Annotated in this window: 16 protein-coding genes and 1 tRNA gene; 8 read left to right on the top strand and 9 right to left on the bottom strand. The window is 65.0% G+C overall.

The window, feature by feature from the left end:
* Positions 1–52 precede the first annotated feature (52 nt).
* From VG561_RS19710 to VG561_RS19725, 4 genes are all read right to left on the bottom strand, one after another.
* Positions 53–1,591, bottom strand: a complete 1,539-nt coding sequence (locus tag VG561_RS19710) for a PH domain-containing protein (protein WP_134809340.1) — start codon at positions 1,589–1,591, stop codon at positions 53–55.
* On the bottom strand, positions 1,588–2,088 hold the full coding sequence (locus VG561_RS19715; protein WP_014648556.1) for a PH domain-containing protein: 501 nt from the start codon (positions 2,086–2,088) through the stop codon (positions 1,588–1,590). Before VG561_RS19715 ends, VG561_RS19710 begins: the two co-directional genes overlap by 4 nt.
* Positions 2,089–2,162: 74 nt before the next feature.
* A complete protein-coding gene (gene ribA, locus VG561_RS19720; protein WP_041863895.1) occupies positions 2,163–3,299 on the bottom strand; it encodes a GTP cyclohydrolase II RibA in 1,137 nt (378 codons plus the stop codon).
* 87 nt (positions 3,300–3,386) lie between these two features.
* Complete coding sequence (locus VG561_RS19725) at positions 3,387–4,307, bottom strand: lauroyl acyltransferase (RefSeq protein ID WP_075076439.1); 921 nt, start codon at positions 4,305–4,307, stop codon at positions 3,387–3,389.
* Between the two features lie 61 nt (positions 4,308–4,368).
* On the opposite strand from VG561_RS19725, the gene dtd reads away from it, so the two are divergent.
* The 4 genes from dtd (at position 4,369) to VG561_RS19745 (ending at position 7,447) form a co-directional block, all read left to right on the top strand.
* Positions 4,369–4,809 carry a D-aminoacyl-tRNA deacylase gene (dtd, locus tag VG561_RS19730; RefSeq protein ID WP_014648553.1) on the top strand — a complete coding sequence of 147 codons (441 nt, stop codon included), beginning with the start codon at positions 4,369–4,371 and terminating at the stop codon, positions 4,807–4,809.
* 90 nt (positions 4,810–4,899) lie between these two features.
* Positions 4,900–6,753 (top strand): RNA polymerase sigma factor RpoD, encoded by a 1,854-nt coding sequence (rpoD, locus tag VG561_RS19735; protein ID WP_014648552.1) that lies wholly within the window; start codon positions 4,900–4,902, stop codon positions 6,751–6,753.
* 266 nt (positions 6,754–7,019) lie between these two features.
* Positions 7,020–7,331, top strand: coding sequence for a hypothetical protein (locus VG561_RS19740; RefSeq protein WP_423179913.1), 312 nt, complete (start codon positions 7,020–7,022; stop codon positions 7,329–7,331).
* Between the two features lie 40 nt (positions 7,332–7,371).
* A tRNA-Ile gene (locus VG561_RS19745) sits at positions 7,372–7,447 on the top strand.
* A gap of 412 nt (positions 7,448–7,859) precedes the next feature.
* On the opposite strand, the gene VG561_RS19750 is transcribed toward VG561_RS19745, so the two are convergent.
* The 4 genes from VG561_RS19750 to VG561_RS19765 all read right to left on the bottom strand — a co-directional run bounded on the left by VG561_RS19750 (position 7,860) and on the right by VG561_RS19765 (position 10,240).
* Entirely contained in the window at positions 7,860–8,429 is a 570-nt protein-coding gene (locus VG561_RS19750; RefSeq protein ID WP_423179914.1) for a YdcF family protein, read from the bottom strand.
* A 484-nt stretch (positions 8,430–8,913) separates the two neighbouring features.
* A complete protein-coding gene (locus VG561_RS19755) occupies positions 8,914–9,474 on the bottom strand; it encodes a fasciclin domain-containing protein (RefSeq protein WP_032958323.1) in 561 nt (186 codons plus the stop codon).
* A gap of 177 nt (positions 9,475–9,651) precedes the next feature.
* On the bottom strand, positions 9,652–9,903 hold the full coding sequence (locus VG561_RS19760; RefSeq protein WP_014648542.1) for a hypothetical protein: 252 nt from the start codon (positions 9,901–9,903) through the stop codon (positions 9,652–9,654).
* A gap of 91 nt (positions 9,904–9,994) precedes the next feature.
* Positions 9,995–10,240: a hypothetical protein gene (locus VG561_RS19765; protein WP_014648541.1), complete on the bottom strand. Its 246-nt coding sequence runs from the start codon at positions 10,238–10,240 to the stop codon at positions 9,995–9,997.
* A gap of 446 nt (positions 10,241–10,686) precedes the next feature.
* Between VG561_RS19765 and VG561_RS19770 the strand changes: the two genes are divergently transcribed.
* Positions 10,687–10,830: a hypothetical protein gene (locus VG561_RS19770; RefSeq protein WP_423179915.1), complete on the top strand. Its 144-nt coding sequence runs from the start codon at positions 10,687–10,689 to the stop codon at positions 10,828–10,830.
* Between the two features lie 80 nt (positions 10,831–10,910).
* Here the strand turns inward: VG561_RS19770 and VG561_RS19775 are convergent, their stop codons facing one another.
* A complete protein-coding gene (locus VG561_RS19775) occupies positions 10,911–11,303 on the bottom strand; it encodes a DoxX family protein (RefSeq protein WP_032958324.1) in 393 nt (130 codons plus the stop codon).
* A 117-nt stretch (positions 11,304–11,420) separates the two neighbouring features.
* On the opposite strand from VG561_RS19775, the gene VG561_RS19780 reads away from it, so the two are divergent.
* The 3 genes from VG561_RS19780 to VG561_RS19790 all read left to right on the top strand — a co-directional run bounded on the left by VG561_RS19780 (position 11,421) and on the right by VG561_RS19790 (position 13,085).
* Complete coding sequence (locus VG561_RS19780) at positions 11,421–11,840, top strand: H-NS family nucleoid-associated regulatory protein (RefSeq protein ID WP_075076431.1); 420 nt, start codon at positions 11,421–11,423, stop codon at positions 11,838–11,840.
* Between the two features lie 49 nt (positions 11,841–11,889).
* Positions 11,890–12,297 (top strand): hypothetical protein, encoded by a 408-nt coding sequence (locus tag VG561_RS19785; RefSeq protein WP_014648538.1) that lies wholly within the window; start codon positions 11,890–11,892, stop codon positions 12,295–12,297.
* Between the two features lie 164 nt (positions 12,298–12,461).
* Positions 12,462–13,085, top strand: coding sequence for a hypothetical protein (locus tag VG561_RS19790; RefSeq protein ID WP_423179916.1), 624 nt, complete (start codon positions 12,462–12,464; stop codon positions 13,083–13,085).
* Positions 13,086–13,201: the final 116 nt, after the last annotated feature.

Raw genomic sequence — 13,201 nt, forward strand, 5'->3', positions numbered from 1 at the left:
ACCTCGGGAATGTCTGCGGTTGCCGGCCAGCGGCCGGCACTACCGGTATTGCTTACCAGCGCAACTTGCGCCGCGCCAGCGCCGCGGCCAGCTGCTCCATCACGTGTTGCGCCTGCGCCTGCGGCAGGTGGCGCAGGGTCAACGCCACATCGCCGTGCGCACCGGCCGTATCCAGCTGCAGGCTGCTGGTGCCGAGCAGCTTGTCCAGCGGTGAACGCTGCAGGCGCAGGCCCTGCACCTTGTCCAGCTCGGCCCAGCGCCACCAGCGCTTCCACCAGCCGCCGCGCACGGCCACGTAATGGGCATCCAGATACCAGCCCATGCGCGCCATCTGCCGATGTGCCACCAGCAGCGCCACCGGCAGCCAGGCCAGCACGATCAGGCCCCATGATCCCCAGCGCCAGTACGCGGCCGCTGCCAGCACCGGCACCAGCAGCAGCGCGCCCAGGCACAGCCGCCACCAGCCACGCTGCGGAATGGACTGCCATTGCGCTGGCGGCCACTGCAGTTGAGGCAACAGGTGCTGCACCAGCTGCTCGCAGCGCATTGCCGGTGCCAGCGGTGCCAGCTCGCGCAGGGCGCGGTCCTCGTCGCGCGAGGGCCCGCCGGCAGCGCTGTCGATGCGCAGCTGGCGCAGGCCGAACCAGCGATGCAGGGTGGTTTCGCGCAGCGTCCAGGCCTGGATGCGGCGACGCGCGACACTGCTGCGTGTGCGGCTGAGCAGGCCGGCCGAGACGGTCAGGCGGCGGTCCTGCTCGCTGAGGGTGAAGCCGTGATAGCGCAGCAGGGTCAGCACCACCGACAGCGCACGCAGCGCCAGCCAGCCCAGCAGCAAGGCTGCGGCCAGCAGCAGGAAGGCGCCGGCCACGCCGGGATGCAGGTGGCTTGCGTAGCCGAAGGCTTCCCGGCCGCCACGCTGGATGGCCGCGTCCATCACCGGCCGCGGCACGGTCTGGAACAGCACGCCGAAGGCGGCGATCGCCAATGCCCAGCCGCGGTTGGACAGCAGGCCCATGCGCACCACGTCCCAGCTCGACAGGCGCAGCAGCACCTGTTCGGTGTCGGCGTCGGTGATCGAGGGGGCGGCCACGACGTCGGCGGCCTGCGGTGCCTGCCCACGCTGGCGCACCAGTCGTTCCAGCGCCAGCGCCTGGTCCAGCTTCAGCACGCGCATTTCGGCTTCCGGACGCACGCCACCGGCCGATTCCAGGCGCAGCTCGGCCACGCCGAACAGGCGGTGCAGCGGGTTCTGCCGCACTTCCACGTTGTGGATGCGGGCGAACGGGATCTCGCGGCGGTTGCGCGCCAGCAGTCCGCTGCGCACGGTGATCGCGTCGCTGCCGATGCGGTAGCGGTAGCTGAGGTACTGCAGCACCGAGACCAGCACCAGCGCGGCAATCGCCGACAGCGGAATCAGCTGCGCCCACATCGGGTCGCGGTCACCGCGCTGGCCGAACACCAGCAGCGCCACCAGCGGCAGGAAGTAGTGGCGCAGCTGCATCAGCAGCACGAACAGCCACGACCACGGGTGCAGGCGATGGTCCTCGCCACCGGCAGGCAGCGATGCGGGCAGGGGCGGCGGCAGGCTCACAGGGCGTCGGCGTCCTGGTCGAGCTGATGGGACAGGGTGTCACGCAGGCGCTCGGCGTCGGCCTCGTCCAGGCCGCTCACGGTCACTGCGCTCATGCGGGTCCCGGCGGTGTGCACGATCAGCGTGGCCAGGCCGGCACGGCGTTCCAGCGGGCCGCGGCGCAGGTCCAGGTGCTGCACGCGCGAAATGGGGATGCGCGTTTCCAGCTGCCACATCAGGTCGCGGCGCAGGCCCAGCCCTTGGGTATCCAGCCGCCAGCGGGTGCGGGTCAAGCGCCGGTGGCCAAGCCACGCGCCGAAGACGATGCCGATCAGCAGCCCAAGGGCGGCCGTCCACAGGCCGCCGGGCAGCTCGAAGAACCACGCGGCCGCGGCCAGCGGCAGGCCCGGCACGAACAGTCCGCCGAAGGCGCCTTCCAGTGCGGCCAGGCGGGCGGCGCGCTGCGGCAGCGACTGCCAGGCATCGGCAGGCGGGGAGGTCAGGGGAACGTCGATCACGCAGGCTCCGTCAGGTGGCAGGGCGGGCGGTGGCGGCAGGGCCGCACCGCGCAGACGGTAGCAGGTCGACCGCGCTACTGGGCAGCCTGGATCAGCGCGTCCACATCCAGCATGTGGCCGGCACGATCGGCCTTGGTGCGCAGGTAGTGTTCGTTCTCGGCAGTGATCTCGCCGGTGACCGGAATGCAGTCCAGCACCTCGATGCCGGCGTTGCGCAGACGCTGTGCCTTGGTCGGGTTGTTGCTGAGCAGGGCCACGCGCGAAATGCCCAGGCCATGCAGCATCGCCACCGCACTGCCGTAGCGGCGCTCGTCGGCACCGAAGCCCAGCTGTGCATCGGCATCGATGGTGTCCAGGCCGTCGTGCTGGTAGCCGTAGGCGCGCATCTTGGCGGCGATGCCGGTGCCGCGGCCTTCCTGGTCCAGGTACAGCAGCACGCCGCCGCCCAGTTCCTTCAGCTTGCGCAGGCCGCGCCGCAGCTGGTCGCCGCAGTCGCACTTGAGTGAGCCGAACAGGTCACCGGTCAGGCACGAGGAGTGCACGCGTACCGGCACCACCGCCGACAGGTCCGGTTCGCCGACGATGATCGCGACCTGGTCGCGCTGGGCCACGCCGCCGCGGAACACCGCGAAGGTGGTCATGCCGACGTCGCGCAGCGGTACCGGCGAACGGGCGACCAGTTCGTAATCGTGGGCGGCGTGTGCCGCGCCTTCGGCCAGATCGCAAAGCGCCACTTCAGCAGCACCCTCGAAGGTGCGGTCAGCTGCGTCCAGGCGCACGGCCACCATGGCCGGCAGCAGCAGGCCCAGGCGGGCCAGCTCCACCGCGCCGGCATCGAAGGCGTCGCCGGCCGTCCAGTCGTCCGGCATCGGGCCGGGCTCGCGCAGGTAGCCCAGCGAGGGCAGGGCATCGAAGGCAACCCCCGCCAGCGGCAGGCGCGCGCCTGCCGGTGCCTCCACGCCGAGCACGCGGGCGCGGGTGGCGGTCAGGAACAGGTAATGGCGCTCGCGTGCGGCAGCGGCGAAGGCAGCGAAGCTGCTGGCAGTGGCGCTGTCCAGTGCAATCACCGCCAGCCGCTGGCCCTGCCCATCGTGGAGCAGTACCGGGCGACCGGCACGCAGTTCGGCCACCGCGCGTTCGCAGCGGATCGCGGCGGGGTCGCCGAACAGGGAAGAGGCAGCAGGCATGGCGGGACCGGGGGAGGCGGACATCGCAGTCTCTATGGGGGCGCCGGCGTCGTATTCAACGTGGTGCGGCCGCCGGTCGCAGGGGCCGGATGGGCCTGGGCGTGGGGGCCGTCAGTGCGGATGCTCTTCGGTCGCATACGGATCTTCCTCGCCGCTGCCCGGTGGCCGCAGCGTATAGCGCTTGTAGGTCCACTGGTACTGCGTCGGGTCGCGGCGGGCGATGCGCTCGATGCCGGCATTGAGCGCGGTGGCGGCCACCTGCGGGTCCGGATCGGCCACGGCCGGGTCGGTCGGCTCGATGTGCAGGGCGAATTCCATGTCCGGCCCGATGCGCTCGCACCAGCCATACAGCACGGTGGCGCCGGTGCGCTCGGCCAGCCGGTTGACCAGGGTCATGGTCAGCGCCTGCACGCCGAAGAACGGCACGAACACGCCATCGCCGGCCTTGGGCTGCTGGTCGGGCAGGATGCCGGTGGCGCCGCCGTCCTTGAGCACCTTGAACAGCTGGCGCACGGCCGGGCCCTCGGCGCGTACCTGCTGCACGTTCTGGCCGCCGCGCACCAGCTGCAGGAAGGCGTCGCTGGCCTCGTCTTCCGGCGGCTTGTAGACGATGGCGATCTGCCCGCGCGAGGCCAGCCACTGGTTCAGCAGCTCCCAGTTGCCGAAGTGCGGTGCGGCCACGATCACGCCCTTGCCGCTGGCCAGGGCCGCGTCGTACAGGGCTTCGCCGTGGCGCTGCTTCAGGTGCAGCCGCAGGTTGTCGGCCGGCTGCCGGCTCCACAAACGCAGGGTCTCGATGGCCTGCAGCGCAGTGGAGCGCAGCAGTTCGCGGTGCAGGCGGTCGCGTGCAGGACCGTCCAGCTCCGGGTAGGCCAGTTCCAGGTTGCGCCGGGTAACGCGGCTCTCACGGGCATTGACACGAACCCACGTCCACGCCAGGGCGTGTGCGACCCCCCGCAGCAGCGGCCAGGGCAGGCGGGCGAACAGGGTGGTGGCGCGGTAGACCAGCCGGGCTTTGCGTTGCGGATTCATCGGCGCCAGTTTAGCCAAGGGCGCTGCTATCGTGGCCGGCCCCGTTCATTGGAAGCCCACGATGCTCGTCCTGATCCAGCGTGTCAGCCAGGCCGCCGTCCATGTCGACGAGGAGGTGGTGGGGCAGATCGGCCCCGGCTTGCTGGCCCTGGTCGGCATGGAACCGGGGGATAGCGAGGCCCAGCTGCGGCGGATGGCCGAACGCCTGCTGGGTTACCGGGTGTTCGCCGACGAGGCCGGGAAGATGAACCGGTCGCTGCGCGACACCGGTGGCGGCCTGCTGCTGGTCAGCCAGTTCACCCTGGCGGCCGATACCCGTTCGGGCATGCGGCCGAGTTTCACCAGCGCCGCACCGCCGGACGAGGCTGAACGCGGGTTCAATCGATTTGTCGACATCTGCCGTGAAAATCATGCGCCAGGGGTGGAAACGGGCCGGTTTGGTGCCCATATGGTCGTCAGCCTGGTCAACGACGGTCCCGTGACCTTCCTTCTCAGGCCCTAGGCCGCCGGGACCACCGCCCGGCAGGCAGGGCCCCGGGCTGGTATAATGCTACGTTCCCTATTTCTCCCTAGCCGGTGGCGCGAGCACTACATGGCCAACGAACGTCCTGCCCAATCCGAAATCAAGCAACTGATCAGCAAGGGCCTGGAACAGGGCTACCTGACCTACGCCGAAGTCAATGACCATCTGCCGGACGACATGGTCGACCCGGAACAGATCGAAGACATCATCGGCATGATCAACGGCATGGGCATCGATGTCCATGAAGTTGCGCCGGATGTGGAAACCCTGCTTCTCAACGACGGCAACACCGGTAACCGCGAAGTCGATGACACCGCGGCCGAAGAAGCTGCCGCCGCGCTGAGCGCGCTCGACACCGAAGGTGGCCGTACCACCGACCCGGTGCGCATGTACATGCGCGAAATGGGCACGGTCGAGCTGCTGACCCGCGAAGGCGAAATCGCCATCGCCAAGCGCATCGAGGAAGGCCTTTCGCAGGTCCAGGCCGCCCTGGGCCAGTTCCCGGTTTCGGTCGAATCGCTGCTGACCGACTACGAGGCCCACAAGGAAGGCAAGAAGCGCCTGGCCGAAGTGATCGTCGGCTTCAACGACCTGGCCGACGAAGAGCCGGCGCCGCCGGCGGTCGCTGCCGATGACAGCAGCGATGCCGACGCAGAAGGCGACGAGGACGAGGACGATGACGTCGAGGGTGGCGAGGAAGAAGCCGCACCGACCGGTCCGGATCCGGAGGAAGTCGCTGCGCGCATGCAGGCGCTGAGCGATGCTTTCAATGCCTTCAAGAAGGCGGCGACCAAGGGCGACAAGAAGAACCTGCCGCGCCTGCGCGAAGAGATGTCGGCGGTGTTCGTCACCCTGAAGCTGCCGCTGCCGCTGACCGACGTGCTGACCAAGCAGCTGCGCGACACCATGGCGTCGATCAAGGCCCATGAGCGACGCGTGCTGAACCTGGCCACCGTCACCGCGCGCATGCCGCGCAAGGACTTCATCCGCTCCTGGGAAGGCAACCAGACCAACCTGGAGTGGGTGGAAGACGCACTGAAGCGCAAGCAGAAGTGGTCGTCGGCCCTGCGCGAAGTGAAGGACCAGATCATCGCCGAACAGCAGGCGACGATCGACATCGAGAAGCTGACCCAGCTGGACCTGGAAGAGCTGAAGGAAATCAGCCGTGCCATGGCCTACGGTGAAGCCAAGGCGCGCAAGGCCAAGAAGGAAATGGTCGAGGCCAACCTGCGCCTGGTGATCTCGATCGCCAAGAAGTACACCAACCGTGGCCTGCAGTTCCTCGACCTGATCCAGGAAGGCAACATCGGCCTGATGAAGGCCGTGGACAAGTTCGAGTACCGCCGCGGTTACAAGTTCTCGACCTACGCCACCTGGTGGATCCGCCAGGCGATCACCCGCTCGATTGCCGACCAGGCGCGCACCATCCGTATCCCGGTGCACATGATCGAGACGATCAACAAGTTGAACCGCATTTCCCGCCAGATGCTCCAGCAGTACGGCCGCGAGGCTACGCCGGAGGAGCTGGCCAAGGAAATGGACATGCCGGAAGACAAGATCCGCAAGGTGATGAAGATCGCCAAGGAGCCGATCTCGATGGAAACCCCGATCGGCGACGACGAGGATTCCCATCTGGGCGACTTCATCGAGGACACCAACGTGGAGTCCCCGATCGAGAACACCACCAACATCAACCTGTCTGAAACCGTGCGCGACGTGCTGGCCGGCCTCACCCCGAGGGAAGCCAAGGTGCTGCGCATGCGCTTCGGCATCGACATGAACACCGACCACACGCTGGAAGAAGTCGGCAAGCAGTTCGACGTGACCCGCGAGCGCATCCGCCAGATCGAAGCGAAGGCGCTGCGCAAGCTGCGTCACCCGAGCCGCTCGGAGCAGCTGCGCAGCTTCCTGGATATCGATTGATTTCCAGCGGCTGGTGAAGCGTTGAGAGAAACCCCGCCTGGTGCGGGGTTTTTCTTTTTGGGGTGCCTGGACATGCCCGACGGGGCTTGCCGATGACGCATCTGCCGTTTGAATTTTTCCTGCGACGGTCGCACGCTGATCGCGCAGATGCTCAACACATCCCGTAGGCGGGCCAGTCATCACCGGCGCCGATGCAAGCGCGCGGCAGGTCACGTGCAACTCGTACGGCCTGCGGCATTGATTCGTCATGCATCTGGAGTCACGCCATGAATGATGTGGAGCACGATGTTCCCGAGCCCGTGCAAACCGATTTCCCGCCGCTGCTGGACTGGGATGAGGTGATGCGGGATGAGTGCGAGGATCGATTGGGATTTGCACGCCGTACGACGTATGCGCTGCTGACGCTGTCGGAGCCCGGATTGCTTGCCGGCTTCAGCGGCGACAACCAACAGGGACTGGAGCAGATCAGAAGGATGGTTGCGTTGTTCCAGGCATGCCTGAGGCGGCAGGTATGGCTCGCGGAAGCGGCGGAGAGGCGGCTGGGGCGTATTTCGGAGGCGCTTGCCGCCGCCGGGTAGCCGATCGGGCGCGGCCTCCACTACACTGTGACGCTGCGCCGGGCCTATAGCTCAACGGTTAGAGCAGGGGACTCATAATCCCTTGGTTCCAGGTTCGAATCCTGGTGGGCCCACCATAAGAAGCAGGTGCTTGGGCGTCGGGCCCGATGCCTCTACCGCGTCGGCGGAAAGAACATTGGAAATAATTCTCGGACGCCGATAGGGTTCCACGGGATTTACTGCGCATCGACAGGCAATGGACACTTGTTGCCATGACAAGGAAGGCAGCAAGAAACGAATGGTTGGTCCTCGCCGGCAAGTGCGCGGAGAGTACACGGAGGCGGCCACGCCGGCTGGCTCTATCGCCAAGACCATATCTCCATGGTGACGCTCGAAAGCGGCAAGATAATGGCCTACAGGGAGTACTGGGATCCTTACGTTGCGCTGAGAGACTTCGGGCTGGTCAGGCCCGGTGTTGCCGCTCGGTAGCCCTGAACAGCACACGGCGTCGTGGCGTGATGCGTGCAGCGTGCCTTGGCAGCACCTGGATCAGCTTTCTGGAAGCTCGATCAGGAATCCCCTCCTTATGTAGTGCGGGATCTTCACGTACTCGGCCCTGACGCGTTCGGCGAACTCCGGATCCAGGTGCCAGTCACTCTTGTCCACCGCGAAATAGTTGACCCACTGCGCGGTAACGATTGGCCCTGGCCAATGACGGGCCAGTGTCATCAGATATCGACGCGCGGAACAGATTTTTCCGATGGCAATGACGCTCCGTCTCTCTTCGAGAGGCAGCATGCGCTCGGCAAGCTCGCGCGAGCGCCATACGTTCTCACCAGTGTTCATGGCGAGCGGCTCGATGATGAGCACATGCTCTGGAATTCCCAACTCCATGAGGCGGGTAGCTATGGTTTCGGCTTCTGAATCGTGAAGACCTGCGGTCATGCCACCGGAAACGACTGCCTTCCGGAACATTCTCTTGTGCCACAGGGTGACTACTGCCTGGCAGAAATCCTCCACTCCGTGCCGAGTTCCGAAGATCAGTGCGAGATCTGAGCGTACTGCAGGGCGCTCCGGCATGACGTAGTCGCCTATGCGCTCGATGTCTTCCAGTTGCATGGCTGCTTCCCTCATGGTCAATTTGGCTGGCTTCTAAGTTGACCACTGGAGTATTACGGTCTGTGGGTTCTCGAATTGGTACGAAGACCCTCTTCGACGCGCAGGTCAGGGGGGGGCGGCCCACAATCTGGTAGTGCATCTCCTGGATACCCCGCATGACATTCGTCGTGATCGCGTCCGCGAGCGCAATCGCGAGAAAGGCACAACGTTCCCCATGGAGGTACCCGCTGCCTTCTTTGAGCTGGCGAGCGAGCATTGGGAACCGATGGACCCAACCGAATGCGAGATCTACGACGTCAGGTAATCACCTGGAATCCAAGGCCCCCTTCTGACTGACAGGGATACCAAGGCCCCAACGCCGCTGCGCGCTCCTGATACATGAGGTAGCGCGTCATCGCCCCGCAACCGCGATGCTGATTCATGGGAGGAGACGGCGGCAGCCGCCATGCGGCTGCCGCGCATGTGGACGTCCTGCTGCTTGCAACTACTTCGGCATCAACACCGTGTCGATCACGTGGATCACGCCATTGGACTGGCCGACGTCGGCAATGCTGATCCCCGCCTTGCCGCCCTTGGCATCGATGACCCACAGCTTGCCGTCATGCAGTGCGACGGTGAGGGATTCACCTTCAACGGTCTTCAGCGTCGCCTTGCCGCCGTGCTTCCTGGCATCGGCCATCAGTTGCGCTGAACTGTAATTGCCTGGCACCACGTGGTAGGTCAGGATCTTGGTCAGTTGTGCCTTGTTTTCAGGTTTCACCAGCGTATCGACCGTACCTGCGGGCAGCTTGCTGAAGGCTGCATTGGTGGGCGCGAAGACGGTGAAGGGGCCGGCGCCATTGAGGGTATCGACCAGGCCCGCTGCCTTGACCGCAGCGACCAGGGTCGTGTGGTCCTTGGAGTTGATGGCGTTCTGGACGATGGTCCTGGTGGGATACATCTCCGCTCCGCCGACCATCACGGTACTGGCGGCGAAGCTCATTGAAGTGGCTGAGACGAGTACGGCGAAGCTGACTGTGGCGGCTATCCGCTGAAGGGCTTTCACGGCGCGTTCCTCTATAGGATGCCCGCAAGGCGCGGGCATCCTACATACGCGCTGGCGCGGCCCTTGGATGCAGGCAGATGCATCAGTGCGCGTTGTCGCTTGAAACCTCGCAGCGTTGTAAAAGCCGAGTGAACGACTGCCCCTGCCGGCGGCTACGCAGTACGAACTGCGCGCCGCTCAGCGGCGCGGATGGCGGATGTCGGAAGCGCAGCCAGAAAGGCGCGCGTTGCTGATGGCCTGGCGGACACCACAGCCACGGCATGACAGCACGGTTCCACCGGCAACGTGTTCCATCTCATGCTCGTCCCACACGCTCGTCGATCCGCAGGCGGTGCAGGTGGCGACGATCTGCAGTGCGCGGGCCAGGTCGCCCTGCTCCCCAGCCTTGTAGGTGAGATCGGTGATCTGAAAAATGCCGGTATGACTCATGGGAATGCCGGGGGGTGCTTGTTGACGAACGATAGGGCCCACCGGGTATCGGTCGTGTCGGTGCTGTGTTGATGGATGGTTGAAGTGCAGGCTATTCGTCGCTGCGTCGATTGAGCTCTTCAAGCCGTGCGCGGCTGACTGACTGGTGATTGCCGCAGGTTGGGCAACTGAGGGCAGCCGCACCGTCGAGATCGACAAGGCCATGGTTGGGAATGGCCCTGAACTGCCAGGAACACTTGATGCAGGAGCAATCGATTCGGGTGACCTGCAGCAGGGTGCCGTCTGCCCGCGTCACTCCCTCGACGCTGATTACGTAGAACTGTCCGATGTCACGCATGAAGATGAACGAAATCCCTGAATCCGTAGGGCGCCATCATGCTGTTTTGTGGGCCATCTGGGACAAAGGTGGCTTGGTCGAATTCTGAAGAGTTAAGAATTCGAGTGACGGTGCGGACTCGCAGCGGGACAGGTAATCCAACGCCGCGCGAGTGAGAGTTGGATACGACGACGTGAGCGCCTTCCGCAAGGTGTTCCAGAGCATTGTCGGCATGTCCCCGTCCGCATGCCGGGATCATTTCCGTATCCGGCGGCGTGCACAGGGGGAAGGCCGACGTCGGGGGGCCGTGGTTGACGGGATGGTGTCGATCCATCGCCAGCATGCCGGTGTCACCGCGCGGGGTCGTCGACCACAGGCGTGCTGGGCGTGCGGATGTTGATTCCGATCCCGACAGGAGATCGCATGATGCGCAGTGCTTGTGCGTTCTTCGTTCTGGCTGCATCGCAATGCGTTCGGGCATTCGCGTCCGACGCTGGCGAATCACCCAGGTCAAGACGCTGGCGCCGATCATCGATGGCCTGCAGTACAAGCGCGCCTTCAACCTGGCCGGGCCCTCACGGCCGAGGGTTACGGTGCCATCGAGTTCCTAGATGCACAGGGCAAGGTGATCCACACGCTGGCGCCAGAGGCCGAACTTCGCCGCTAGCGCGTGCACACTCCGAATCGAGGCTTACCCGCGCCGACCGCGCCCGTCGATGCTGTAGCGCCCGGCCCCGGTGCAGGCCAGCAGCAGGAACCCACCGGCCAGCCCCAGGTTCTTCAGGAACATGATCTGCTGGGTCTGGTCGGCGAAGTTGTGGTGGAAGATGAAAGCGGTGACCAGGCTGAAGCCCACCAGCACGATCGACACCAGCCGGGTCTGGAAGCCGAGCAGGATGCACAGGCCACTGCCGATCTCGAAGGCGACCGTTGGCCACAGCAGGATGCCGGGCACGCCCATGGCTTCCATATAGGCCTGGGTGCCGCTGAGATCGCCGAGCTTGCCCAGCCCGGAGACCAGGAACAGCGCCATCAGCAGGATGCGCGCAAGCAGGTAGGCAAGCGAATGCGATGAGGTGCTCACAGGGATGTCCTCGGGGATGGCCGACGAAGGCGATCGGAGCCCACCCGCAGTGAAGCCCGTGTCTACGCGGGGGCAAGCCGCCTTGACAGGCGCCGCGCGGCAGTAGACCTTTCCAGCATGACGATCGATATTGAATCGCTCAGCCTGCGGGAGCTGGGCGCCTTGGTGGTTGCCGCTGAACAGCGGAAGCAGCTGATTTCCAACCGCCGTCCTGCCAGCGCGGTGCGGCGTATGCTGAAAGCCGCCGCGGCGGAAGCGGGATATACCCTCGAAGAACTCTTTGGCGATGAAGCCATCGAAGCGGGCGCACCCAGCCGTAAACCGGCACGGCGCAGAACCGGCAAAGTGGCCGCCAAATACCGAGACCCGGAATACAAGCGGCTGACCTGGTCCGGCCGCGGGCGCATGCCGCGTTGGCTCGCTTCCAGGATCCAGAAGGGCCACAAGGTCACCGACTTCCTGATTCCCGGGTTGGCGCGACCGACGGCGCGCAAGGGCAGCCCGATCGGCCAGCGCACGGTCTTCAAGAAGGATTGAACCTGCCACGCTGCTACCCTGCCGGGGTCTTTGAACGAAGGAGCACGGGATGGCACACGATGCAGGCAGGACGATCACGCCCACGATGCTGTATACCGCCGCGGCCGCGGCCGTGCTGGTCAGCCTGCTGGCCTGGGCGGTGGAATGGAGCGGGATGGCCTATGTCTGCCCATATTGCCGCGTGCAGCGCACGGTCATCGGCGTGCTGGGCCTGCTGACGCTGTTCGCGCGCCCGGGCGGCATCGTGGTGCCCTGGCTGTCGTACAGCGCGGGCGCCTTCGCGTTCGTGGTGGCGGCGATGCAGCACTTCAACGGTTGGAAGCGCATTTCCGCCGGCGACTTCAGTTTCAACGAACAGTGGTACATCGATCCGTGGCTGCTGTCGGGCTGCGCGATGCTGGTCCTGGTGGCGCAGCTGATGCTGGTGCAGGCCGCCTGCCGGCGCAGGTTGCACTGACAGTGTCGTCGCTGAGGGAGAAGTGCCGGGTATGGCAAGCGCTCTCAATCCTTCAAAGCGGTAGTGACATCGCGTGTGGCGCGCGATGCTCATGAAGTATGCCGTCGCACAGGATCCTCTACATACTGAATCCATCGGGCAACATGGCACGAAAGTTCAGCGTCATGCGTGATCGTGAAGGCGGCATCCGTTGCGACAAAATGGAACCCGGCGCGATGGATTGCGAACCCTTCGTCATCATCGACGAGCTCCCGGTCGAGCAACCGGCGATCAACTATCTTCAGTTCAAGCGCATCGTCGCTCAATCGGTGATCAGCCTGTCTGAGCCCGGCTACCCGACCAATGTGTACGATGACATCCAGAATCCGCAGAGAAGGGATGCGGTCAGCCAGCATCTGGGGCAGCGTTTCGAGACTTACATCTACCTGGCTTCCGGCGCGTACTCGCTTGGCATCGATGTCTGGGCGCCGCAGAAGATCCGCTATGCTGACGGGTCTACCGCTTCCTACAACTACAGCATGATCAACCGTCGCTGGGAGGCCAACGCCCTCCTTTACAAGGACAGGTTCGGTAACTCCATTCCGCTTAGCGTTACACAGTTGAGCGAGGGGCGAGGCGGCGTTACGCATCGCTTCGAATTCCCGAATGGGAATGCCACCGATATGGGAAGCTTCGTCAATGCGCTCAACAACATCGGTGTCCCGGTGACGGGGGCGGGCAATCAGTCTGTCACCTGCACCAGCACGATCAGGCTGACCGAGGTCAAGGTGACCTGCAACCGGAACTGATGAGGAATAGATCGATGCGAGTTTCACCAGGCCTGGGTTCCACGGTCATATTCGGTACTTCCTTTGTGGGAGCACTGCTATGCGGGTTCGTGTTTCCATCCATGTCGGCAGGTTCC

The sequence above is a fragment of the Stenotrophomonas sp. CASM110 genome, from assembly GCF_049384345.1.
GTDB lineage: Bacteria > Pseudomonadota > Gammaproteobacteria > Xanthomonadales > Xanthomonadaceae > Stenotrophomonas > Stenotrophomonas muris.